Origin of the sequence: Actinacidiphila polyblastidii (genome assembly GCF_036353415.1) — a bacterium.
Taxonomy (GTDB): Bacteria; Actinomycetota; Actinomycetes; order Streptomycetales; family Streptomycetaceae; genus Actinacidiphila; species Actinacidiphila polyblastidii.
The window spans coordinates 21178-44991 of the sequence record NZ_JAZEWV010000005.1 but is presented as its reverse complement, the minus strand read 5'-3'; the positions used below and the strand labels follow the sequence as shown (position 1 = coordinate 44991).

Sequence of the window (23814 nt, the reverse complement as noted above, 5' to 3'; positions counted from 1 at the left end):
CGGTCAGCGGGGGGTCACCACGACGTACGCCGCGGGGGTCCGGTCGGTGGACGCCGTCAGCGCGGTCCTGACCACCGCCGCCTGCTGCTCGGGGGAGGCCGCCAGCTTGGCCGGCGTCAGGTGCACCAGGGTGATGCCCAGCGCCTCCAGGTGCTCGCGCTGCCGCGCGTACCGGGTCCACGCCGCCTCGTCGGCCCCCGCCATGGCGCTGCGCGCGTCCAGCGACACCGCGACCGCGTGCTCCGGCCAGTAGGCGTCCACCCCGCCCAGCGGCGGTCCGCCCGGCAGCCGCAGCGCCACGTTCCACACCGGGTCGGGCAGCGCGTGGCGGCGCACCATCGCGTACAGCCGCTCCTCGGCCATCGTCCGGTCCGCGGCCCGCAGATCGGCCACCGCGCCCGCCACGTGGGGCAGTTCCAGCAGCCCGGCGTCGGCCAGCTCGCGCACCACCGCGGAGGCGTCGCAGTGGCCGCCGCGCACCGCCTCGCACAGCAGGACCCGTACGGTGTCCGGGTCGCCGATCACCCCGAGCGCGTCGGCCAGCGCCCGCGGCACCGGCGCGCAGGGCACGCCCCCGACGTCCTGCGGGCGCGGCAGCGTCCTGGCCCGGCGGACGGCCACCCCGCGGGTGTCGCGCAGCCGCCGCTGCCGGGACACCAGCACGTCGACGACGGGCACCCCCGGCAGCGGCGGCACCGCCTCGAACCGGTGCAGCGCCAGCGCGGCGAGCCCGGTCACCATCGCCTCCCGGCCGCCGCCCGCCGGGCCGTGCGCGCCCGGGTCCCGCCCCGCGTACAGCAGCGCGGCCTGCACCCGCTCCAGGCTGCTCGGCGGGCCCGCGTGCAGCAGGTACACCTGCGGCAGCAGTCGCTGCCAGGCGCCGCCGGGGCGGCAGCGCTCGGCGATCAGCGCGGCGCCGATGCCGCGCTCGCGCAGCTGACGCGACGTCAGGACGCTGGTGTCGAAGGCGGGGAGGCGGTCCGGGGCGGCGGGGGTGCGGTGGTTCACGTTCATGGCGGGAGACTTCCCGTCCTGCGCCGGGCCGCTAACCGCTGTTACACGCCCGTCGACACATCGGGACAACGCCGGCCTCAAGCCCATATGTCCGGTTGCCGAGATGCGCCGGTCCACCCGGGTGAACGCCGGCCGCTCTCCCGGGGGCGCGGGCCGTCCCGCGGGGGTGTGGGGAGCCTTCCCTAAGGCTCCCCACACCCCCGCCAGATCGTCAGGCGCGGGCGTCGCACTCCTGGGCGCGCAGGCCGCGCGCGAGGTCGTCGCGCGACTCGAGCACGAGCCGCCGCAGCGCCGGCGCCGCGTCCGGGTGGCCGTCGAGCCACGCGTCCGCCGCGTCGAGCGCCGCCGTGCCGTCCTGGAACTGCGGGAACAGCCCGCGCACGACCGACATGCCGATCTCGATCGACCGCGACGCCCACACCTCTTCGAGCGCCGCGAAGTACGGCTGCACGTAGGGCGCGAGCAGGTCCCGGCGGCCCGGCTGGGCGAACCCCGCGATGGTCGCCTCGACCAGCGCGTTGGAGAGCCGGTCGGACTCCACGACCTCCGACCAGGCCACCGCCTTGACCGCCGCTGAGGGCCGCGCCGCCAGGCACCGCACCTCATGGCGGTGGCCGGACGCGGTGTCGTCCCTGGCCCGCTCCGCGGCGATCACCGCCGCGTCCGCGACGCCCTCGGCGGTCAGCGTCTCCAGGAACGTCCAGCGCAGCTCCTGGTCGACGTCCAGGCCGTCGATCCTGGCCGAGCCGTCCAGCAGGCCGCCGAGCAGCCGCAGGTCGTCCGCCGAGCCGGCCACCGCGGCGAAGAACCGCGCCCAGGCCAGCTGGTGGCCGCTGCCCGGCTCGGCCCGCCGCAGCTCGCGCAGGGCGCCGTCGGCCAGCTCGCGGGCCGCGGTCCCGCGGTGCTGCGGCGCCACGTACGAGGCCAGCGCGGTGCGCGCCTGGAGGTGCAGGGACTGGAGCACGCCGATGCCGGTCTCCCTGCCGCCGAAGCGCAGCACCAGCGCCAGGTACTCGCCGGCCGGCATCAGTCCGTCCCGGGTGAGGCTCCACACCGCGGCCCAGGCCAGCGCGCGCGCCAGCGGGTCGGTGAGGTCGCCCAGGTGTCCGCGCAGCGTCTCCAGCGAGGCGTCGTCGAAGCGGATCTTGCCGTACGTCAGGTCGTCGTCGTTGACCAGCACCAGGTCGGGCCGCTGCTGCCCGGCGAGTTCGGCGACGACCGTCGAGGGTCCCGCGACGTCCGCCTCGGCCCGCGCGTACCGTTCCAGCGCCCCTTCGGCGGTCAGCCGGTACAGGCCCACCGCCACCCGGTGCGGCCGCAGTTCGGGATACGCCGGCTCGGCGGTCTGCAGCACCGCTAGCTCGGCGATCCGGCCCTCGGCGTCGTACCCCACCCGCGGGGTCAGCGAGTTGACGCCCGCGGTCTCCAGCCAGGAGCGGGACCAGGCCGCCATGTCGCGGCCCGACGTCTCGCCCAGCACCGCCAGCAGGTCGGCGAGCGTGGTGTTGCCGTAGGCGTGCCGCTTGAAGTACCGCCGGGCGGCCTCCAGGAAGGCGTCCCGGCCGACGTAGGCGACGAGCTGCTTGAGCACCGCCGCGCCCTTGGAGTACGTGATGCCGTCGAAGTTGAGCTTGGCGTCCTCCAGGTCGCGGATGTCGGCGACCACCGGGTGCGTGGAGGGCAGCTGGTCGGCGCGGTACGCCCACGCCTTGCGGCGGTTGGCGAAGGTGATCCAGCCCTCGGCGTACCGGGTCGCCTCGACCTGCGAGAAGGCGCCCATGAAGTCCGCGAAGGACTCCTTCAGCCACAGGTCGTCCCACCAGCGCATGGTCACCAGGTCGCCGAACCACATGTGCGACATCTCGTGCAGCACGACGTTCGCCCGGTGCTCGTACGCCGCCCGGGTCACCTTGCCGCGGAAGACGAACTCCTCCCGGAACGTGACCAGTCCGGGGTTCTCCATGGCGCCCAGGTTGTACTCCGGCACGAACGCCTGGTCGTACTTGCCGAACGGGTAGGGGTAGTCGAAGTGCTCGTGGAAGAAGTCCAGGCCCTGCTTGGTCACTTCGAAGATCTCGTCGGCGTCGAAGTGCCGCGCGAGCGACCTGCGGCACAGCGCCGACAGCGGGATGTCCAGCACCGCCGAGCGCCCGCCCGCGCCGCCCTCGCCCGGGGCCGCCGCGCGCGAGTAGTGGTCGTGCTCCACGTGGTAGGGACCGGCCACCACCGCGGTGATGTACGTGGAGATCGGCTGCGTGGGCAGGAACCGCACCACCTGGCCGCCGCCGTCGGCCGGCTGCGGCTCGCCGTCGGCCGCGCCGTTGCCCAGCACCGTCCAGCCCTCGGGCGCGGTCACCTGGAAGGTGAACGGCGCCTTCAGGTCGGGCTGTTCGAAGTTGGCGAAGACCCGCCGCGAGTCGGCCGGCTCGTACTGCGTGTACAGGTAGACCTCGCCGTCCTCCGGGTCCTCGAAGCGGTGCAGGCCCTCGCCGGTCCTGCTGTACGCGCAGAGGGCGTCCACCACGAGGGTGTTGCGCGCCTCCAGGCCGTCCAGCGCGACGCGCGACCCGTCGAAGACCTTCGCCGGGTCCAGGTCGCGGCCGTTGAGCCGGACCGAGGTCACCGACGGCGCGAGCAGGTCGGCGAAGGTCGAGGCGCCGGGCTCGGCGCAGCGGAAGTCGATCACCGTGGTGGACCGGAACGTCCGCGGCCGGTCGCCGTCCGCCGCCCCCACCGCCGACCGTACGTCGAGCGCCACGTCGTACCGCTCGACGGACAGGATCGCGGCCCGCTCTCGGGCTTCCTCACGGCTCAGGTTCTCGCCGGGCACGGGCGACTCCTTTGTCTTCCCTCGGATGGTGCACTGACATGCTGGATCGCAGCTCTGGCATCCTCCCACGGGGCCCCGCGAGGTCCCCTGCGCGGCTGCCCGCGCGCGCGGGGAATGCCGTCGGTCCGGTTCCCGTTGTCGGTCACAGACAAGAAGGTCGACAGACCGCTCAGCCCCCCGTAGGAGTTCGCTGTGACCACGACCGCTCCCGAGAAGACCCCGGCCGACTTCTGGTTCGATCCGCTGTGCCCCTGGGCCTGGATGACCTCCCGCTGGATGCTGGAGGTCGAGAAGGTCCGCCCGGTCGAGGTGCGGTGGCACGTGATGAGCCTCGCGGTGCTCAACGAGGACAAGCTCGACACCCTGCCGGAGAACTACGCCGCCTTCCTGCGCGACGCGTGGGGCCCGGTGCGCGTCGTCATCGCCGCCCAGCAGCAGCACGGCGACGAGGTGCTCGGCCGGCTCTACACCGCGCTCGGCACCCGCTTCCACAACCAGGAGCAGCCCAGGACCCGCGAGACCCTGGTCGCCGCGCTGGAGGAGGCCGGCCTGCCCGCCTCCCTCGCGGACTACGCGGACCAGGACACGTACGACGCCGAGCTGCGCGCCTCCCACAAGGAGGGCATCGAGAAGGTCGGCCAGGACGTCGGCACCCCGGTGATCGCGGTCCCCGGCGCCGACGGCGAGCAGGTCGCCTTCTTCGGCCCGGTCGTCACCCCCACCCCGCGCGGCGACGACGCGGCGAAGCTGTGGGACGGCACCCTGCTGGTCGCCTCCATCCCCGGCTTCTACGAGATCAAGCGCAGCCGCACGGTCGGCCCGATCTTCGACTGACCGACGACCGCCCTGAGAGACTCCCTGCCATGTCACACCTCGGCCTGACGGTGCTCGTCGTACGCGACTACGACGAGGCCATCGCCTTCTACACCCGTGCCCTGGGCTTCGAGCTGCGCGAGGACACCCCGCGCGGCGACGGCAGCCGGTGGGTGGTCGTCGCGCCCGCCGGCTCGCGGGAGACCGGACTGCTGCTGGCCCGCGCCTCCACCCCGCACCAGGCCGACCGGGTCGGCGACCAGACCGGCGGCCGCGTCGGCCTCTTCCTCACCAGCGACGACTTCGACCGCGACTACAAGCGGATGGTCGCCGAGGGCGTGGTCTTCGAGGAGGAGCCGCGCTACGAGCCGTACGGCGCGGTGGTGGTCTTCCAGGACCTCTACGGCAACCGCTGGGACCTGATCCAGCCGGCCTGACCGGCTCCCACCGGCTCCCGGCCGCCCGCACGCCCACCCGCCCGGGTCCCATCGGCCCGGATTGGCGGGTTCCCACACACCGGCGCGCCCGGCGGCCGGGCCCGGACGCCGTGGCCCGGCCCGGCCGCGCCCGGCGGGCGCGGCCGGCCGCCGTCCGCCGCCGGACGTGACGCAGCTCACGCGACCTGCCCGTACGCCGCCGCGGCGGCGGGCTGACGAGGGCCGAGGGCGGCTCCGGCCGCTGCCACGCGGCGCTCCCGCACCCCACCGAAGCCTCCAAGGAGCACCACGCGGCTTTGTGCGGGTCTCACGATGATCGGTCCCCGGCCGCTGGGTTAGCGTCACGGTGTCCCGATCACCCTCACCCCCCGCGGAGTCCCGATGAGCACCGCCGCCCCCGCCGCCACGCCCGCAGCCGGCGCCGTCCTGGCCGACCTGCTGCCCGCCTCCTCGGCCGCCCGCGCCCGGCTGCGCGACCTCGCGCTGGTGGCCGGCGGCGCCGCCCTGACCGGCCTGGCCGCGCAGGTGTCCGTGCCGGTCCCCGGCTCGCCGGTCCCGGTGACCGGGCAGACCTTCGCCGCGCTGCTGGTCGGCACCGCGCTCGGCGCCCGCCGCGGCGCCGCCTCGCTGGGCCTGTACGCGGCGGCGGGCGTCGCCGGCCTGCCGTGGTTCGCCGGCGGCTCCGCCGGCTGGTCGACGGCCAGCTTCGGCTACATCCTCGGCATGATCGCCGCCGCCGCGGTGGTCGGCGCGCTGGCCCGGCGCGGCGGCGACCGCACGGTGCTCAGGACGGCGGGCGTCATGGTGCTCGGCTCCGCGGTCGTCTACGCGGTCGGCGTCCCGTACCTCGCCCACTCCGCGCACCTGTCCGCCGCCCAGGCGGTCCGGCTCGGCCTGCGCCCCTACCTGCTGGGCGACGCGCTGAAGGCCGCGCTGGCCATGTCGCTGCTGCCGGCCGCCTGGCGGCTGCTGCCCCGCGGCTGACCGGACGCGACCGCGGCGGGCGCGTGCACCCGCCGGGCTGACCGCCCGCCCTGCCCGCCCCGCAGCCCCGGGCGCGCAGGGCGGGCGCGGTGGTGGAAGACTTCCGGTATGCGCGTCTACCTCGGCTCCGACCACGCCGGCTTCGAACTCAAGAACCACCTCGTCGAGTGGCTGAAGGAACACGGGCACGAGCCCGTGGACTGCGGCCCGCACGTGTACGACGCGGTCGACGACTACCCGCCGTTCTGCCTGCGCGCCGCCGAGCGCGCCGCGGCCGACCCGGACGGCCTCGGCATCGTGATCGGCGGCTCCGGCAACGGCGAGCAGATCGCCGCGAACAAGGTCAAGGGCGTCCGCGCGGCCCTCGCGTGGAGCGAGCAGACCGCCACCCTGGCCCGCGAGCACAACGACGCCAACGTGCTGAGCATCGGCGGCCGGATGCACACCCGGGACGAGGCCACCCGGTTCGTCGAGGTCTTCCTCGGCACTCCCTACTCGCACGAGGAGCGGCACCAGCGCCGTATCGACATGCTCAGCGCCTACGAGGCGACCGGCGAGCTGCCGCCGGTCCCCGTCCACCACCCGCGGCAGGGCTGACCCGGGCGATGCCCGAGGGCCATACGATCCACCGGCTGGCCGAGGACTGCCTGCGCCTGCTCGCGGGGTGGCAGGTGCGGGCGAGCAGCCCGCAGGGCAAGTTCGCGGACAGCGCGGCGCTGCTCGACGGCGCCGTGCTGGACGGCGTGGACGCCCACGGCAAGCACCTGTTCCTCGGCTTCGAGGGTGCCGGCTGGGTGCGCGTCCACCTCGGCCTGATCGGCAAGGTCACCTTCGACGGCCAGGTCAGCGACACCGTCCGGCTGCGGCTGCGGGGCGGCCCGCACGGCGAGCACACCATGGACCTGCGCGGGCCCGCCGCCTGCGAGCTGATCACCGGTCCCGAGAAGCAGGCGGTGCACGACCGGCTCGGCCCCGACCCGCTGCGGTCAGGCGACGACCCGCGGCGGGCGTACGCGCGGATCTCGCGCTCCCGGGTCTGCCTGGCAGCGCTGCTGATGGACCAGAAGGTGCTGGCCGGGGTCGGCAACGTCTACCGCGCCGAGGTGCTCTTCCGGCACGGCGTCGACCCGTACCTGCCCGGCCGGGCGCTCACCGCGCCGCTGTGGGAGGCGATGTGGGCCGACCTGGTGACGCTGATGCGGGCCGGGGTGCGCGACAACCGGATCGACACCGTGCGGCCCGAGCACGAGCCGGCGGCCATGGGCCGCCCGCCGCGCCGCGACGACCACGGCGGCGAGGTCTACGTCTACCGGCGGGCCGGGCTGCCGTGCCTGGTCTGCGGCACCGAGGTCCGCACCGCGCCGCTGGCGGCCCGGAACCTCTTCTGGTGCCCGTCCTGCCAGCCGCCGCACATCTGACCCGGCGCTCCTGACCCGGCACGTCTGACCCGGCGGCCCGCCGGCCAGGCCCCGCCGGGCAGCACCGGCCGGACCCCGGCCGCCCGCGGCCGCGCCGCTCAGAAGCCGTGCGGCAGCCAGGGCGCGGTGTCGGTGCGGAAGGCCGCGGACGCCTCCGCCAGCGCCCCCGGGCGCAGTTCCCGTACGAAGCCGGCTCCCGCCATCGAGCGCAGCGACGCGTCGCCGAGGTAGGCCGCGCCCAACTGCGCGACCGGAACGACCAGTTCGGCGGCGTCGGTGGTGCGCTCGCAGGACGCGCCCTTGGCGTCGCCGGTGAGCCGCCAGGTGCCGGAGTCCTCCGGGCGGAAGGCGTCCTCCACCGCCAGGACGACGTCCACCGGCGCGGCGTAGGAGCGCGCGGACAGCGCCGCGCCCACGTCCAGCACGCGCAGGTGCAGGGCGTCGCGGAAGCCCAGCGTGCAGCGGCGCGGGTCGGAGACCAGGTGCACCAGCGGGTCGTCGACCGGCAGGTTGCGGAAGGCGATCGTCGAGGTGAGGTCGATGCCCGCGAGATAGCGCCACAGCGCGGCGTACGTCACCGGATCGAGGGCGGAGACCTCCTTGAGGTTGACGGAGCCCTGCGGGCCCGCAGGGCTCCACCGGGAGGTCGTCGAGTACCGCGCGTAGCCGCGCACTTCGCCGTCGGTCTCGGCGAGCACGCACAGCAGCGGGCCCGCGCCGCCCCGCTCGCCCGGCGCGTCCACCACCGCCTGGGTCTCCCAGCCGGGCTGCCGGGCGAGCATCCCCGCACGGGCCGGGACGAGTTCGGCGTAGATCCGCTCGCACGCCCCGAGCGCCTCGGCGGCGGGCAGCAGCCGGAACCGCACCTGCTCCACGCCCTGCGGCGCGTGCAGCACGACCCGGTCGGTGTCGACCGTGCCGGACAGCTGCCGCGAGGCGATCCCGTACCCGTACCGGCCGTAGATCGCCGGCTCCGAGGCGGTGAGCACCGCGAACGGCTCGCCGCGGTCCCGGAAGTCGTCCAACTGCCGGCGCATCATCGAGGTGAGCACGCCGCGCCGCCGGTGGGTGGGCTGCACCGAGACCATCGTCACACCGGACACCGCGGCGGGCGCGCCCCCGGGCAGCGTCATGCGGAAGGAGAACGCGCCCGCGGTGCCGACCAGTTCGTCCCCGTCCCAGGCGGTGAGCATCCGGCCGGGCTCGCTGACCCTGCGCCACTGGGCCCGCCCCTCCGGCGACTCGGGCGCGCCGGTGAAGGCCCGCTCGATCCGGTCGAACATGGTGTCCCACTGCTCCGGCGCGAGCACGCGCAATTCGGTCGTCATACTCGTTGCCTACCAGTTCGGCTCTCCACCTGCGAACGTATTTCCGTCCCGTCCGCGCTGCGCACGGGTCGGCTCACAGGGCATCCGGCCTGCACAGCGGGCCGATCGATGGGTAGGGTCGCCGCAACATGGCAAAAGGCGTGGCAGGTGAGGAGCTGCGGCTACGGTGGAGCAGGCGGCTGCACCGGGCCCGGCTCGGCGTGCGCAGGTCCGCCGTCGACTACTTCCGCGGCGACGCCTCCGACTGGGCGGGCCTCGCGGTCATCGCGCTCACCATCCCGGTGCTCGGCTGGACCACCGTCGAGATGCCGGTGTGGTGCCCGCCCAGCGCGCTGGCGCTGCCGATCCTGGCCGGCGGCCTGCTGCTGCGCCCGGCCAGCCTGCTGCTGCTCTACGCGGCCTCCGCGGTCGCGCTCGTCGCGGAGTCCGCGGCGCTCGGCCCCTACCGCGAGGGGCCGGCCCGGGTCACCCCGGGCAGCGTGCTGGTGGTCACCGCGGTCGCGCTGACCGGCCTGGTCATCGCCCAGTTCCGGGCGCGGGTCGGGGTGCCCTGGCGGCGCGGCCACACGATGCTCTTCGACCTCCGGGAACGCATCCGGGTGCAGAGCAGGCTGCCGCGGCTGCCCGCCGGCTGGCACGCCGAGATGGCGCTGCGCCCGGCCGGCGGCCAGTCCTTCTCCGGCGACTTCGTGGTGGCCACCCGCAGCTCCGACGGCCGCATCCTGGAGGCGGTGCTGACCGACGTCTCCGGCAAGGGGATGGACGCCGCCTCGCGTTCGCTGCTGCTGTCCGGCGCCTTCGGCGGGCTGCTCGGCTCGCTGCCGCCGCACGCCTTCCTCGCCGCCGCCAACGGCTATCTGCTGCGGCAGAACTGGGATGAGGGATTCGCCACATCGGTGCACCTGGTGCTGGACCTGGAGAGCGGCGACTACGAACTGCTGTCCGCCGGGCACCTGCCGGGCGTCCAACTGCACGCCGGCAGCGGCCGGTGGGAGGAGAAGGCGGCCGAGGGGCCGCTGCTGGGCGTCTACGACAGCGCCGAATTCCACGGCGTCAAGGGCACGTTGCGCACCGGCGACGTCCTGCTGCTGTTCTCCGACGGCATGGTGGAGGCGCCGGGCCGGGACCTGTCCGAGGGCGTGGACCGGCTGATGGGCGAGGCGGACCGGTTCGTGGCGACCGGGTTCCGCGGCTCCGCCTGGCGGTTGATCGAAGCGGTCGCCAAGGACGTCAACGACGACCGGGCACTGCTGGTGGTGTGCCGGAACTAGCCCACGGGAATGGGACTATGGGTCACAGGGGCGTCAACCGTCAGTGGCTGATGGCACCATGAGAACGGGCGAGGCGGGGGCGGCGGCGTGGTCCCCGGACCGGCAAGGAATCCGAAAGAGGAAGTGATCCGCTGTGGTTATCTCCCTGTCCGCCGTGCTGTTGCTGGCGATCGTCCTGGTGGTGATGATCCGGAGCAAGTCCATCAAGGTGGGCCCGGCGATAGTGGCCGCCCTCTTCGGCTTCTTCCTCGCGTCGACGAACATGGCGCCGTCCGTCAACCGCTTCCTGACCTCACTTGCCGACACGATCAACCAGATAAAGCTCTGACGCCGGCACGTTGCGCGCGGGGGCGGCGAGAATCCGCTCCAGCGCGCGCCGGGCCGCCGCGGGCTCCGGCACCGTCACGGGGGCGTGCGCCAGGGCGTCCCCGGCCGCGCCGCCCGGTACCGCCACGCCGCCGGGCGCCGGGCGCTGCGTCGCGGGCGCGGACAGCAGCGCCGCGAGCACCGCGATCCGGGCCTGGCCGGGGCGCAGCGTCCCGGCCAGCAGCGCGCCGCCGGCCGCCAGGTCCACCGCGCCGCCGCCGGTGTAGAGCGGGGCGACCGCGCCGGCCGCGACGCGGGTGCTGACCGCGACCAGCACCCCGTCCCGCACCGCCGCGGCCACCGCCTCGGCGATCTGCGGGGTGGCGTTGCCCGCGCCGGTGCCGACCAGCACCAGGCCGCGCGCGCCGGCCGCCAGCGAGGCGTCCAGCAGGACGGTGTCGCCGTCGCTGTGGTGCATCACGACGTCCACCCGGGGGACGGCCGCGTCGCGCGGCGGCAGCGGCAGCGCCTCCGGGCGGCGGCGGCTGCGGCCCCAGCTGACCCGGCCGAACTCCACGCGTCCCAGCGGCAGTCCGTCCGGGTCGCCGAAGGCCCGCGGGTCCACGGTGTGCTTCTTGACGGTGCCGCGGGCGGCGAAGACCTGGCCGGCGAAGACGATCACCGCGCCGATGTCGCGGCCGGTGGCGGCGGTCAGCAGCGCGTCGTACAGATTGCCCGCGGCGTCGCCGTCGGCGGCGTCCAGCGGCTTCTGGGCACCCGTGAAGACCACGGGGCGGCGGTCGGCGTGGAAGAGGTCGAGGAGGAAGGCGGACTCCTCCAGGGTGTCCGTGCCGTGGGTGACGACCACGCCGTCGACCTCGGGGTCGGCCAGCACGTCGTGCACCGCGTGCAGCAGGCGCAGCTGGTGGGCGGTGGTCAGCCGCGAGCTGTTGACGGTGAACAGGTCCACCACCCGGACGTCCACGCCCTCCGGGACCGCCCCGGCGGCGAGGACCTCCTGCCCGGCGGCCTCGGCCGCGTAGCCGTCGCCCTGCCAGCGGCTGGCGATGGTGCCCCCGGTGCTGATGACCACGACGTGTCGCACGATGCCTTCGCCTCTTTCCGCTGCGCGGTCTGCACTCCTCGCACAATGATATGCGCGTAGACCTGCCAGGGGATTGCGAATGTCGATCGGGGTACGGCCCGATCGTGCTAGGAAATGCTCGCATGGACGCCATCGACAGAAGTATCTTGCGCGAGCTCCAGGCGGACGGCCGCCTGTCCAACCAGGAACTGGCCGCCCGGGTCGGGCTGACCCCGTCCCCCTGCCTGCGCAGGGTCCGCCAGCTGGAGGACGACGGGGTGATCCAGACCTACCGCGCCGTCGTCGACCCGGTCGCCGTCGGCCGCGGCTTCGAGGTCTTCGCCTCCGTCGAGGTCCGCCGCGACCGCGACTCCGTCGCCGCCTTCGAGGCCGAGCTCCAGTCCACCCCCGACGTCGTCGAGGCGTACCGCCTATACGGCGCCCCCGGCAGCCTGCTGCGTATCGCCGTGGCCGACTCCGACGCCTACGAGCGCTTCTGGACCGACCGCCTCATCGCCCTGCCGGGCGTCACCGACGTCAACTCCCAGATGATCATGAAGCGCATCAAGTCCCCCCGGGGCGTCCCCGTCGACTGACCCCACCGGCCCAGCCGGTTCTGAAGCCGGGTGCGGCCCCCCGCGCCGTCGGCCGAAGACGCGTCCTTGTGCGGCGGGTCGGCGGCCTGCTCCGATGGACCCGAGGCGGGATCACGGCTGCTGGGGGCGGGCATGGACGACTTACGGGTGTCGGTGTGGAAGCGGTACGGCAAGGACCGGCTCTACGTGAACCGGGCGACCGGAGAAGCGGTCGCCTGGTTCGACCGGAGCACCGGCCGTCTCGAAGTCCACGTCGACGCGCTCCGAGATGCCGCGCTCGACGCGCTGGCCCCGTACCTGGCCACCGCGCCGGCGCCGGCCGTCCCCCTCCCGCCCGCATTCGACCTCGCCGCCAACCGCCCCGGCGAGGCGCTGCGCGACAAGGTCGACGAGCTGTCGCCCGGCGTGCTGGGCCGCGCTCTCGCACGGCTGCTGCGGCTGCGCACCGAGGCCGACCCGTGGCGCACGGGCCTCGCGGGGGAGCGCGTCGTGGGCAGGGAGCTCGACCGGCTCGCCCGCCACGGCTGGCGCACCCTGCACTCGATTCCGCTGCCGCGGCTCGGCGCGGACATCGACCACCTCCTGATCGGCCCCGGCGGCGTGTTCACGATCAACACCAAGAACCACCGCGACAAGAAGGTCTGGGTGGGCGACGACTCGGTGCGGGTGGACCACGGCGACCCGTACCCGTACGTGCGGAAGATCCGCCGCGAGGCGGATCGGGTGAGCCGGGTGCTCTCGCGGGGATGCCCGTTCCCCGTCCGGGTGTACCCGGTCCTGGTGTTCGTCGCGCCGGCCGACCTCAGGACCGTGCCGACCCTCCAGGACGTGCGGGTGCTGCGCGACCGCGAGCTGGCCGCCTTGGCACCGCTGGCCGGCGTCCTCACGGCCGGGCAGATCGAGTCCGCCTACGCCGTGGCCCGCGACCGCCGCTCCTGGCAGACGGCCTGAGCCTCCCGGCGCCGGAATCGCATCCCGAGGTGCACGGAGAGTGAGGGCGGCGGACGCACCGTGGCGGCGCGCGGGGACGCGCACGGGAGCACGCGCCCGGCGCGCGGACGGAACCGCGGACCGGACGGGGGGCGGGGCCGAGGACCGGACCGACGACGGGACGGGGCCGAGAACGACTGCGGCCCGGGGAGCGGATTTCGTCCGCTGCCTGGGCCGCAGTGCTGTGGAGCGGGCGACGGGAATCGAACCCGCGTAGCTAGTTTGGAAGACTAGGGCTCTACCATTGAGCTACGCCCGCAGCGCCAGTGATTCTGGCACATCGCATAGTAGCCGGTCGAACCGGTTCGGTGGCGGGCGGAATACCGGCTGCCCACGCGTACGGGGGCATGTACTCTACGTGTCGCACCAGCGGGGTGTGGCGCAGCTTGGTAGCGCGTCCGCTTTGGGAGCGGAAGGCCGTCGGTTCGAATCCGGCCACCCCGACCAGGAGTTCTCTGCTGTCGTGGCCCGTACGGCACGAGCCAGTCCGGGACGTTTGGGGTACCGGTAGGATGGGCCGTCGGCGACCGATGCCGCGGCCCGGTCCGCACCCAGCGCGTCGCCCCCATCAACGTAAAGCCCCCAAGGAGACCCAACCGTGAAGAGCGCCGTCGAGACTCTGAACCCGACCCGGGTTCGACTCACTGTCGAGGTGCCCTTCGAGGAGCTCAAGCCCAGCCTCGACGCGGCGTACAAGAAGATCAACCAGCAGGTCACGGTGCCGGGCTTCCGCAAGGGCAAGATCCCTGCGCGCGTCATCGACCAGCGGTTCGGGCGCGGCGCGGTCCTCGAAGAGGCCATCAACGACGCGCTGCCGAAGTTCTACACGGAGGCGGTCAACGAGGGCGAGCTGAACGTGCTCGGCCAGCCCGACGTCGACATCACCGAGTTCAACGACGGCGACGAGCTGAAGTTCACCGCGGAGGTGGACATCCGCCCGGTCATCGAGATCCCGGACTACTCCGGCATCGAGGTCACCGTCGACGCCATCGAGGTGTCGGACGAGGACGTCGAGAAGTCGCTGGAGCAGCTGCGCGACCGCTTCGCGTCCACCACCGCGGTGGAGCGCGCGGCCGCCGACGGCGACGTCGTCGTGGTCGACCTCGAGGCGTCCGTCGACGGCGAGGTGCTGGAGGACGGCGTCGCCAGCGGCGTCAGCTACACCATCGGCTCCGGCCAGCTCCTCGACGGCATCGACGAGGCCGTCACCGGCCTGGAGAAGGGCGGCTCCGCCACCTTCACCTCCGAGCTGAAGGGCGGCTCCGCGGCCGGCCGGGAAGCGACCGTCAAGGTCGAGGTCTCCGATGTGCAGGAGCGCGAACTCCCCGCGCTGGACGACGAGTTCGCCCAGCTCGCGTCGGAGTTCGACACCCTGGAGGAGCTGCGCGAGGACAGCCGCAAGCGGCTGGAGCGGGTGAAGTCCTACGACCAGGCCACCCAGGCCCAGGAGAAGGTGCTCGACGCCCTCATCGAGCTGACCGAGGTGCCGATCCCGGAGAAGCTCCTCAAGGACGAGATCGAGACCAGGACGCACAACCTGGAGCACCACCAGTTCCCGTCGCTCGGGCTGACCTGGGACACCTACCTGGAGCGCGAGGGCAAGACCCGCGAGGAGCACGACGCGGAGGTCGAGTCCCAGGCCGTCAAGGGCATCAAGACCCAGTTCATCCTCGACGAACTGGTCAACAAGGAGAAGCTGTCGGTCAACCAGGAGGAGCTCACCGAGCACCTCATGCGCCGCGCCGCCACCTCCGGCATGACCCCCGACCAGTTCGCCCAGGCCGTCGTCGAGGGCGGCCAGGTGCCGGTGCTCGTCGGCGAGGTCGCCCGCGGCAAGGCCCTCGCGGTCGTCGTGGAGTCGTCCAAGGTCACCGACACCAACGGTGAAGAGGTCGACCTCTCGGACGACGACGAGGACGAGACCGCCGAGACGGTCGAGGCCGCCGACGCCGGCAGCGCGGACGCCGACGCCGACAAGGGCTGAGCCGAAAGCCCCGCACGCCGTGTCACGGGCCCGAACGCCATCCGCGTTCGGGCCCGTGCCCGTCGCGGCCGCCGGGGCCGCCAGGCCCCGCCTGCGGGCGCTCGGCGGCCGTCCGCCGGCCCGCCCCGTACCCGCCGCGGCCCGCCCCCACGCCTGCGCCCGCCCACCCTGCGCTCACAGCGAACAGTTCCGCGTAGGGGATTGCTGGGCCCCACCTGCGCGTTAGGGTCCACAAGTAGGAGGGCAGAGGTGCAGCAGCGCGACGTGATCGCGCGGGCCGCATCCCGGCCCTGACGAAGACGAAGAAGACCCTGTGACGGTCTGTCTACCGTCCGACAACGAGCAGGTGGATACGTGACGACTCCGATGCCTTCCGCCGCCGGCGAGCCGAATCTCGGTGGCCTCGGCGACCAGGTCTACAACCGACTGCTCGGCGAGCGCATCATCTTCCTCGGCCAGGCGGTCGACGACGAGATCGCGAACAAGATCACCGCGCAGCTGCTCCTCCTTGCCGCGGACCCGGACAAGGACGTCTACCTCTACATCAACAGCCCCGGCGGCTCCGTGACCGCCGGCATGGCCATCTACGACACGATGCAGTTCATCAAGAACGACGTCGTCACGATCGCCATGGGCATGGCCGCCTCGATGGGTCAGTTCCTGCTGACCGCGGGCACCCCCGGCAAGCGGTTCGCGCTGCCGAACACCCGCATCCTGATGCACCAGCCCTCCGCGGGCCTCGGCGGCTCCGCCACCGACATCAAGATCCAGGCCGAGCAGCTGCTGCACACCAAGCGCCGGATGGCCGAGCTGATCGCCCAGCACTCCGGCCAGACCTTCGAGCAGATCACCAAGGACTCCGACCGCGACCGCTGGTTCTCCGCCGAGGAGGCGAAGGAGTACGGCCTGCTGGACGGCGTCATGCTCTCCGCCGCGCACGTTCCCGGCGGCGGCGGCACCGGCGCCGGCGGCCCGGCCGCGTGACGGCCGCCCGCTCCCGGTCCTGCGCCTCCCAGATCCTCTCGAAGCTCCCCATCACCAGGACGGTGGTCTGAATCCCATGAACCCCTTGAACTTCCCCGGCAGCGGCCTGTACGAGCGCACCGAGGCCGAGCGTCCTGGCGTGTTCGGCGCCGAGGCCCGCTACGTCATCCCGCGATTCGTCGAGCGCACCTCGCAGGGTGTGCGGGAGTACGACCCGTACGCCAAGCTCTTCGAGGAGCGGGTGATCTTCCTCGGCGTGCAGATCGACGACGCGTCGGCGAACGACGTGATGGCGCAGCTGCTCTGCCTGGAGTCGATGGACCCCGACCGGGACATCTCGGTCTACATCAACAGCCCCGGCGGCTCCTTCACCGCGCTGACTGCGATCTACGACACCATGCAGTTCGTGAAGCCCGACATCCAGACGGTCTGCATGGGCCAGGCGGCCTCCGCCGCCGCGGTGCTGCTGGCGGCCGGCAGCCCCGGCAAGCGGATGGCGCTGCCGAACGCCCGGGTGCTGATCCACCAGCCGTACAGCGAGACCGGCCGGGGCCAGGTCTCCGACCTGGAGATCGCGGCCAACGAGATCATCCGGATGCGGCAGCAGCTGGAGGAGATGCTGGCCAAGCACTCCACCACGCCGATCGAGCAGATCCGCGACGACATCGAGCGGGACAAGATCCTGACCGCCGAGGAGTCGCTGACGTACGGCCTGATCGACCAGATCGTGTCCACCCGTAAGAGTTCCGTGAGCGTCTGACGGATGTGGCGGCCCGGCCGGTTCGGTCCGGCAGGGCCGCGCCGACCGGAACCGACCGGTTCCGGCCGGTTCCGGTCGTGCCCGCGCGGGGCGGCCTCCCTCGGACTCGGAACGCGAGTACGTCCAAGGGGGGCCCACACGGGGGGCGCGGCAAGGTACCGTCGATGAGAGAAGCACCAGGCTCCGTTGAAGGCCGGCGGATCCCAGGCGAAGGGGAAAGACCTCGTGGCACGCATCGGTGACGGCGGAGACCTGCTGAAGTGCTCGTTCTGCGGAAAGAGCCAGAAGCAGGTGAAGAAGCTCATCGCAGGCCCTGGTGTGTACATCTGCGACGAGTGCATCGACCTCTGCAACGAGATCATCGAGGAGGAGCTGGCCGAGTCCTCCGAGGTGCGCTGGGAGGACCTCCCGAAACCGCGGGAGATCTACGAGTTCCTGGAGAGCTACGTGGTCGGGCAGACGCCCGCCAAGAAGGCTCTCTCGGTGGCGGTCTACAACCACTACAAGCGCGTCCAGGCGGGTGAGAACGGCCGGCCCGGCCACGACGACGCGATCGAGCTGGCCAAGTCCAACATCCTGCTGCTCGGTCCCACCGGCTCGGGCAAGACGCTGCTGGCGCAGACCCTGGCCCGGATGCTGAACGTGCCCTTCGCGATCGCCGACGCCACCGCCCTCACCGAGGCCGGGTATGTCGGCGAGGACGTGGAGAACATCCTGCTGAAGCTGATCCAGGCGGCCGACTACGACGTCAAGAAGGCCGAGACCGGGATCATCTACATCGACGAGATCGACAAGGTCGCCCGCAAGAGCGAGAACCCGTCGATCACCCGGGACGTCTCCGGCGAGGGCGTGCAGCAGGCGCTGCTGAAGATCCTGGAGGGCACCACCGCGAGCGTCCCGCCGCAGGGCGGACGCAAGCACCCGCACCAGGAGTTCATCCAGATCGACACCACGAACGTGCTGTTCATCGTGGGCGGCGCGTTCGCCGGCCTGGAGAAGATCATCGAGTCGCGTGCCGGCGCCAAGGGCATCGGCTTCGGCGCGACGATCCGCTCCAAGCGCGAGCTGGACATGGCCGACCGGTTCTCCGAGATCATGCCGGAGGACCTGGTCAAGTTCGGCATGATCCCCGAGTTCATCGGCCGCCTGCCGGTCATCACCAGCGTCCACAACCTGGACCGCGAGGCGCTGCTGCAGATCCTCGTCGAGCCGCGCAACGCGCTGGTCAAGCAGTACCAGAAGCTCTTCGAACTCGACGGCGTGGAGTTGGAGTTCGAGCGCGGCGCGCTGGAGGCCATCGCCGACCAGGCGATCCTGCGGCAGACCGGCGCCCGCGGCCTGCGCGCCATCATGGAAGAGGTCCTGCAGTCCGTGATGTACGAGGTGCCGTCGCGCCAGGACGTGGCCCGTGTGGTCATCACCGCCGACGTCGTCCACTCCAACGTCAACCCCACGCTGGTGCCGCGTGAGCCGCGGATCGTCGGCAAGGGCGAGCAGAAGAGCGCGTAGCGCCCGACGGCGGACAACACAGAGGGGGGCGCCCGGTTCACTCGAACCGGGCGCCCCCTTCTGCGTGTCCGGGGTGGCGCGGTGTGCGCCGCCCGGTCAGGACAGCGGCACCCGCACGTCCTTGCGGACCTTGGCGGTCAGGTCCGCCGCGTCGGCGACCGAGGTGGCCTTGCCGCCCCCGGCGACGATCGACGCGAGGTCGACCGGCAGCACGTAGCCGACCGTGCTGTAGTCCGCCCACAGGCAGATCGTGGTGGGGAAGGACTTGCCGGACGAGCCGTCGGTGGACTTCGCCTGCTGGCACTCCATGACGGCGTCGTCCGCGCCGGCCGGGTGCACCGTCTGCGCGCCGCCGATGAGTTCGGTCTTCGAGCCGTCGCTGCTCTTGTCCTGGCTCGCCTGCGCCCGCAGTTCGGTGAACATGCCGTCGACGACCTTCTGCGGGTCCTTGACGGTGCCGTACACGCCGCTGAACTGCAGCAGCGAGCCGGTCAGCTGACTGCCCTTCATGTAGCCGGCGGTGACCTTGGTGGGGCCGGTGACGCCGAGCGCCTTCATCTTGGCCACGTCGCTGTCGTCGAAGCCGTCGTCGCTGCCGCTCATCGCGTCGTCGCTCTTCTTGTAGTCGGCGGCGACCGTGTCCGGCGTGATGAGCTTGTACTTCTTACCGTCGTCCTTCAGCGCGCTGCCGCTGCCGCCGTCGCCCTTGGTGAGGAGGAAGACGCCGGCGCCCACCGCCACCAGCGCCACCACGACGCCGATGATCACACCGGTGCGCTTGCCGCTGCCGCCGCCCTGCGGGCGCTGCTGCGGGTAGCCGCCGTACCCCGGCTGCTGCGGGGGCTGGCCGTACGGGGGCTGCTGGCCGTAGGCGGGCTGCTGCGGCGCCTGGCCGTAAGGGGCCTGGGCGGGCGGCGCCTGCTGCGGGTACCCGTAGCCGGGCTGCGGCTGCTGCTGGCCGTACCCCGGCTGGGGCTGGCCGTAGCCGCCCTGCTGCGGCGGCTGGGGCTGGCCGTAGCCACCTTGCTGCGGCGGCTGGGGCTGGCCGTAGCCGCCGCCCTGCTGCGGCTGACCGTAGCCGCCGCCCTGCGGCTGCTGGCCGTACGGGTCCGGCGGCGGCTGGTTGTAGCTCATGGAATTCGTCCCCTCCGTCAACGAGTCCGCTCATCCTCCCGTAGGACGGGGCGGTTCCCCACGGCGGGGGCGCAACTGGTTCGTAACAGCCCTGTCCGCCCCCGTAGAATCGGTGCGTGACCGACAACACTCAGCAGCGCCACGACAGCAACCCCGAACTGCCGACCCAGTACGCGCCGGCCGACGTGGAGGGTGCGCTGTACGAGCGCTGGGTAGAGCGCGGTTACTTCGAGGTCGACGCGAAGAGCGAGAAGCCCCCGTACACCATCGTCATCCCGCCGCCGAACGTCACCGGCTCGCTCCACCTGGGGCACGCCTTCCAGCACACGCTGATGGACGCACTGACCCGCCGCAAGCGCATGCAGGGCTACGAGTCCCTGTGGCTGCCCGGCATGGACCACGCCGGCATCGCCACCCAGAACAAGGTCGAGCAGCAGCTCGCCGAGGAGGGCAAGTCGCGGCAGGACATCGGCCGCGAGGCGTTCGTCGAGCGCGTCTGGCAGTGGAAGGAGGAGTACGGCGGCAGGATCCTCGGCCAGATGCGGCGCCTCGGCGACGGCGTCGACTGGTCCAGGGAACGCTTCACCATGGACGAGGGCCTGTCCCGGGCCGTCCAGACCATCTTCAAGAAGCTGTACGACGACGAGCTGATCTACCGCGCCGAGCGGATCATCAACTGGTGCCCGCGCTGCCTGACCGCCATCTCCGACATCGAGGTGGACTACCAGGACGACGACGGCGAGCTGGTCTCGCTGCGGTACGGCGAGGGCGAGGACACCGTCGTCGTCGCGACCACCCGCGTCGAGACGATGCTCGGCGACACCGCGGTCGCCGTCCACCCCGACGACGCGCGCTACCGCCACCTGATCGGCAAGCGGATCAAGCTGCCGCTCACCGACCGTACGATCCCCGTCGTCGCGGACGCCCACGTCGACCCGGAGTTCGGCACCGGCGCGGTCAAGGTGACCCCGGCGCACGACCCCAACGACTTCGCCATCGGCCAGCGGCACGGCCTGGAATCGCTGACGGTCATGGACGAGCGCGCGGTCATCACCGTGCCGGGCCCCTTCCAGGGACTCGACCGCTTCGAGGCCAGGTCCGCGATCGTGGCCGCGCTGCGCGAGCAGGGGCGGATCGTCGCGGAGAAGCGCCCGTACGTCCACTCCGTCGGCCACTGCTCGCGCTGCCACACCACCATCGAGCCGCGGCTGTCGCTGCAGTGGTGGGTCAAGGTCGCCCCGCTCGCCCGGGCCGCGGGCGATGCGGTCCGCGACGGCCGGGTGAAGATCCACCCGCAGGAGATGGAGAAGCGGTACTTCGACTGGGTCGACAACATGCACGACTGGTGCATCTCGCGCCAGCTGTGGTGGGGTCACCGCATCCCGGTCTGGTACGGGCCGAACGGCGAGCAGGTCTGCGTCGGACCGGACCAGGAACCGCCGGCGGGCGAGGGCTGGACGCAGGACTCCGACGTCCTGGACACCTGGTTCTCCTCGGGCCTGTGGCCCTTCTCCACGCTGGGCTGGCCCGAGCGGACCCGCGAGCTGGAGAAGTTCTACCCCACCGACGTCCTGCTGACCGGCCACGACATCATCTTCTTCTGGGTCGCCCGGATGATGATGTTCGGCCTGTACGCGATGGACGGCGTCGCGCCCTTCCACACCATCGCGCTGACCGGCCTGGTCCGCGACGAGTTCGGCAAGAAGATGTCGAAGTCCAACCCCAACTCGGTCGACCCGCTGGACTGGATGGACGCCTACGGCTCCGACGCCGTCCGCTTCACCCTGGCCACCGGCGCGAACCCGGGCGCGGACGTGCCGATCGGCGAGGACTGGGTCAAGGCGTCCCGCAACTTCGCCAACAAGATCTGGAACGCGACCCGCTTCGCGCTGATGAACGGCGCGACCGTCGAGGGCCCGCTGCCGGCCCCCGAGGAGATGTCGGCCGCCGACCGCTGGATCCTGTCCCGGCTGAACACCGTGGTCGCCGACGCGGACCGCTTCTACGACGACTACCAGTTCGCCAAGCTCAGCGACGCGCTCTACCACTTCGCCTGGGACGAGGTCTTCGACTGGTACGTCGAGCTGTCCAAGACCAGCTTCTTCAAGGGCGGCGACGGCGCCCGCGTCTCCGGCCGCGTCCTCGGCGAGGTCCTGGACGTGGTGCTGCGGCTGCTGCACCCGATCGTGCCGTTCGTCACCGAGACGCTGTGGACCACCCTGACCGGCCGTGAGTCCGTGGTGATCGCGGACTGGCCGACGGCCGTGCTCGTCCGCCCCGCCGACGCACCCGGCGGCTTCCACGACGCGGCCGCCGAGGCGGAGATCGCCGAGGTCCAGCGGGTCGTCACCGAGGTCCGCCGGTTCCGCAGCGACCAGGGGCTGCAGCCCGGCCAGCGGGTCCCGGCGCGCCTCACGCTGGACGGCACGCTGCTCGCCCCGCACGAGGACGCCATCCGCCAGCTGCTGCGGCTGCAGCCGGGGGGCGAGGAGTTCCACGCCACCGCGACGCTGCCGGTGGCCGGCGCCACCGTGGCGCTCGACCTGTCCGGCACCATCGACGTGGCCGCCGAGCGCAAGCGGCTCGGCAAGGACCTGGGCCTGGCCGAGAAGGAGAAGGCGCAGGCCGAGGGGAAGCTCGGCAACGACGCCTTCCTGGCCAAGGCGCCCGAGCCGGTGGTGGCGAAGATCCGCACCCGGCTGGCGGCCGCCGAGGCGGACATCGCACGGATCACCGGGCAGCTCGCGGCGCTTCCCGAGGCGTGACCGCCACGCGCACGGGCCGGGGCCTTCGGGCCCCGGCCCGTTCCGTAGACTGGACGCCGTGAGCCAGCCCCCCTCGAACGACCCCCTCGACGGACCCTTCGACCGCCCCTTCGACGACGACGGGGACGACGCCTTCGACGACGACCGGGACGACGCCGGTCCGCGCGAAGCCGACATGGCGGTGATCGAGGCCGGCAGCAGGACGCTGCGCGCCAACGTCGCGCCGCCCGCGCCCGAGGACGACGTGCCGTCCCGGCCCGCCGATCCCGAGGTCGACCGGGAGCTGCGCGCCGTGGAGGAGGAGCTGCTCGCCCGCTGGCCCGAGACGAAGCTCGACCCGTCGCTCGACCGGATGAACGCGCTGATGGACATCCTCGGCGACCCGCAGCGCAGCTATCCCTCGATCCACATCACCGGCACCAACGGCAAGACCAGCACCGCCCGGATGATCGAACGGCTGCTGCTCGCCTTCGAGCTGCGCACCGGCCGCTACACCAGCCCGCACGTGCAGGCGGTGACCGAGCGGATCAGCCTGGACGGCCGCCCCATCGACCCGGAGCGGTTCATCGAGGTCCACCGCGACCTGCAGCCGTACATCGGGATGGTGGACGCCGCGCAGCCGCACCGGATGTCCTTCTTCGAGGTGCTCACCGCGATGGCCTACGCGGCGTTCGCGGACGCGCCCGTCGACGTGGCGGTGGTCGAGGTCGGCATGGGCGGCAGCTGGGACGCCACCAACGTGATCGACGGCCAGGTCGCCGTGGTCGCCCCGATCGCCCTGGACCACACCGACCGGCTGGGCGGCACACCCGGCGAGATCGCGGTGGAGAAGGCCGGGATCATCAAGAAGGACGCCGTCGCGATCCTCGCCCAGCAGCCCGCCGACGCCGCCCGCACCCTGCTGCGGCACGCCGCGGACACCGGTGCGACGGTCGCCCGCGAGGGCGCGGAGTTCGGCGTGGTGCACCGCGAGGTCGCCGTCGGCGGACAGCTGCTCACCCTCAGGGGCCTGGGCGGCGAGTACGAGCAGGTCTTCCTTCCGCTGCACGGCGAGCACCAGGCGCGCAACGCCGTGGTGGCGCTCGCCGCCGTCGAGGCGTTCTTCGGCATCGGCAGCACGCACCAGCGCACCCTGGACCAGGACACCGTGCGCACCGCGTTCGCCGCGGTCACCTCGCCGGGCCGGATGGAGGTGGTCCGCCGCAGCCCGACCGTGGTGCTGGACGCCGCCCACAACCCGGCCGGCGCGCAGGTCACCGCGGCCGCGGTCGGCGAGGCCTTCGGCTTCAGCCGGCTGGTGGGCGTGGTCGGGCCCAGCGCCGACAAGGACGTGCGCGGTCTGCTGGAGGCGTTCGAACCGGTCTTCGCCGAGGTGGTGGTGACCCGCAACTCCACCACCCGGGCGATGGACGTGGACGCGCTGGCCGCGCTGGCCGTCGAGGTGTTCGGCGAGGACCGGGTGCAGGTCGAGCCGCGGCTCGACGACGCCCTGGAGGCCGCGATCACCCTGGCCGAGGAGGAGGGGGAGTTCTCCGGCGCCGGGGTGCTCGTCACCGGTTCGGTCATCACCGTGGGAGAGGCCCGGCTGCTGCTGGGCCGCAAGTGAG

General features: G+C 72.7%; 20 protein-coding genes and 2 tRNA genes. 16 read left to right on the top strand and 6 right to left on the bottom strand.

Annotated elements, in window-relative coordinates; translation table 11 throughout:
* Positions 1-3 precede the first annotated feature (3 nt).
* Positions 4-1008 carry a hypothetical protein gene (locus V2S66_RS08595; protein WP_413966344.1) on the bottom strand — a complete coding sequence of 335 codons (1005 nt, stop codon included), beginning with the start codon at positions 1006-1008 and terminating at the stop codon, positions 4-6.
* Between the two features lie 217 nt (positions 1009-1225).
* Complete coding sequence (gene pepN, locus V2S66_RS08590) at positions 1226-3844, bottom strand: aminopeptidase N (protein WP_330793960.1); 2619 nt, start codon at positions 3842-3844, stop codon at positions 1226-1228.
* 192 nt (positions 3845-4036) lie between these two features.
* Between pepN and V2S66_RS08585 the strand changes: the two genes are divergently transcribed.
* The 5 genes from V2S66_RS08585 (at position 4037) to V2S66_RS08565 (ending at position 7496) form a co-directional block, all read left to right on the top strand.
* Positions 4037-4678, top strand: coding sequence for a DsbA family oxidoreductase (locus V2S66_RS08585; protein WP_330793959.1), 642 nt, complete (start codon positions 4037-4039; stop codon positions 4676-4678).
* A gap of 29 nt (positions 4679-4707) precedes the next feature.
* Positions 4708-5094, top strand: coding sequence for a VOC family protein (locus V2S66_RS08580; protein WP_330793958.1), 387 nt, complete (start codon positions 4708-4710; stop codon positions 5092-5094).
* Positions 5095-5475: 381 nt separating this feature from the next.
* Positions 5476-6078 (top strand): biotin transporter BioY, encoded by a 603-nt coding sequence (locus tag V2S66_RS08575; RefSeq protein ID WP_330793957.1) that lies wholly within the window; start codon positions 5476-5478, stop codon positions 6076-6078.
* A gap of 108 nt (positions 6079-6186) precedes the next feature.
* Positions 6187-6675: a ribose-5-phosphate isomerase gene (locus V2S66_RS08570; RefSeq protein ID WP_330793956.1), complete on the top strand. Its 489-nt coding sequence runs from the start codon at positions 6187-6189 to the stop codon at positions 6673-6675.
* 8 nt (positions 6676-6683) lie between these two features.
* Positions 6684-7496 carry an Fpg/Nei family DNA glycosylase gene (locus V2S66_RS08565; RefSeq protein WP_330793955.1) on the top strand — a complete coding sequence of 271 codons (813 nt, stop codon included), beginning with the start codon at positions 6684-6686 and terminating at the stop codon, positions 7494-7496.
* 98 nt (positions 7497-7594) lie between these two features.
* On the opposite strand, the gene V2S66_RS08560 is transcribed toward V2S66_RS08565, so the two are convergent.
* Entirely contained in the window at positions 7595-8824 is a 1230-nt protein-coding gene (locus V2S66_RS08560; RefSeq protein WP_330793953.1) for a GNAT family N-acetyltransferase, read from the bottom strand.
* Between the two features lie 128 nt (positions 8825-8952).
* Between V2S66_RS08560 and V2S66_RS08555 the strand changes: the two genes are divergently transcribed.
* Positions 8953-10095 (top strand): PP2C family protein-serine/threonine phosphatase, encoded by a 1143-nt coding sequence (locus tag V2S66_RS08555; protein WP_330793952.1) that lies wholly within the window; start codon positions 8953-8955, stop codon positions 10093-10095.
* A 133-nt stretch (positions 10096-10228) separates the two neighbouring features.
* Positions 10229-10423, top strand: coding sequence for a hypothetical protein (locus V2S66_RS08550; RefSeq protein WP_330793951.1), 195 nt, complete (start codon positions 10229-10231; stop codon positions 10421-10423).
* On the opposite strand, the gene V2S66_RS08545 is transcribed toward V2S66_RS08550, so the two are convergent.
* A complete protein-coding gene (locus tag V2S66_RS08545; RefSeq protein ID WP_330793949.1) occupies positions 10388-11506 on the bottom strand; it encodes an asparaginase in 1119 nt (372 codons plus the stop codon). The genes V2S66_RS08550 and V2S66_RS08545 overlap by 36 nt on opposite strands.
* 122 nt (positions 11507-11628) lie before the next feature.
* Here V2S66_RS08545 and V2S66_RS08540 point away from each other — a divergent pair, with 122 nt between their 5' ends.
* Together V2S66_RS08540 and V2S66_RS08535 are read left to right on the top strand one after the other, a co-directional pair.
* Positions 11629-12081 (top strand): Lrp/AsnC family transcriptional regulator, encoded by a 453-nt coding sequence (locus V2S66_RS08540; RefSeq protein WP_330793948.1) that lies wholly within the window; start codon positions 11629-11631, stop codon positions 12079-12081.
* 132 nt (positions 12082-12213) lie between these two features.
* Positions 12214-13032 carry a nuclease-related domain-containing protein gene (locus V2S66_RS08535; protein WP_330793947.1) on the top strand — a complete coding sequence of 273 codons (819 nt, stop codon included), beginning with the start codon at positions 12214-12216 and terminating at the stop codon, positions 13030-13032.
* A 224-nt stretch (positions 13033-13256) separates the two neighbouring features.
* Here V2S66_RS08535 and V2S66_RS08530 read toward each other — a convergent pair.
* Positions 13257-13330 (bottom strand) — tRNA-Gly (locus V2S66_RS08530).
* A 111-nt stretch (positions 13331-13441) separates the two neighbouring features.
* On the opposite strand from V2S66_RS08530, the gene V2S66_RS08525 reads away from it, so the two are divergent.
* The 5 genes from V2S66_RS08525 to clpX all read left to right on the top strand — a co-directional run bounded on the left by V2S66_RS08525 (position 13442) and on the right by clpX (position 18308).
* Positions 13442-13518 (top strand) — tRNA-Pro (locus tag V2S66_RS08525).
* A 151-nt stretch (positions 13519-13669) separates the two neighbouring features.
* The gene (gene tig / locus V2S66_RS08520) at positions 13670-15055 is read left to right on the top strand and encodes a trigger factor (RefSeq protein WP_330793946.1); all 1386 of its coding nucleotides are present in this window, start codon (positions 13670-13672) and stop codon (positions 15053-15055) included.
* A 366-nt stretch (positions 15056-15421) separates the two neighbouring features.
* Entirely contained in the window at positions 15422-16039 is a 618-nt protein-coding gene (locus tag V2S66_RS08515) for an ATP-dependent Clp protease proteolytic subunit (protein WP_330794161.1), read from the top strand.
* 76 nt (positions 16040-16115) lie between these two features.
* Positions 16116-16799 (top strand): ATP-dependent Clp protease proteolytic subunit, encoded by a 684-nt coding sequence (locus V2S66_RS08510; protein ID WP_330793945.1) that lies wholly within the window; start codon positions 16116-16118, stop codon positions 16797-16799.
* Between the two features lie 225 nt (positions 16800-17024).
* Complete coding sequence (clpX, locus tag V2S66_RS08505) at positions 17025-18308, top strand: ATP-dependent Clp protease ATP-binding subunit ClpX (protein WP_330793944.1); 1284 nt, start codon at positions 17025-17027, stop codon at positions 18306-18308.
* Positions 18309-18404: 96 nt separating this feature from the next.
* Here the strand turns inward: clpX and V2S66_RS08500 are convergent, their stop codons facing one another.
* Complete coding sequence (locus V2S66_RS08500; protein ID WP_330793942.1) at positions 18405-19442, bottom strand: hypothetical protein; 1038 nt, start codon at positions 19440-19442, stop codon at positions 18405-18407.
* Positions 19443-19558: 116 nt separating this feature from the next.
* Here V2S66_RS08500 and V2S66_RS08495 point away from each other — a divergent pair, with 116 nt between their 5' ends.
* A complete protein-coding gene (locus V2S66_RS08495) occupies positions 19559-22207 on the top strand; it encodes a valine--tRNA ligase (protein WP_330793940.1) in 2649 nt (882 codons plus the stop codon).
* Positions 22208-22265: 58 nt separating this feature from the next.
* Positions 22266-23813 carry a bifunctional tetrahydrofolate synthase/dihydrofolate synthase gene (gene folC / locus V2S66_RS08490; RefSeq protein ID WP_330793939.1) on the top strand — a complete coding sequence of 516 codons (1548 nt, stop codon included), beginning with the start codon at positions 22266-22268 and terminating at the stop codon, positions 23811-23813.
* The last annotated feature ends 1 nt before the right edge of the window (position 23814 follow it).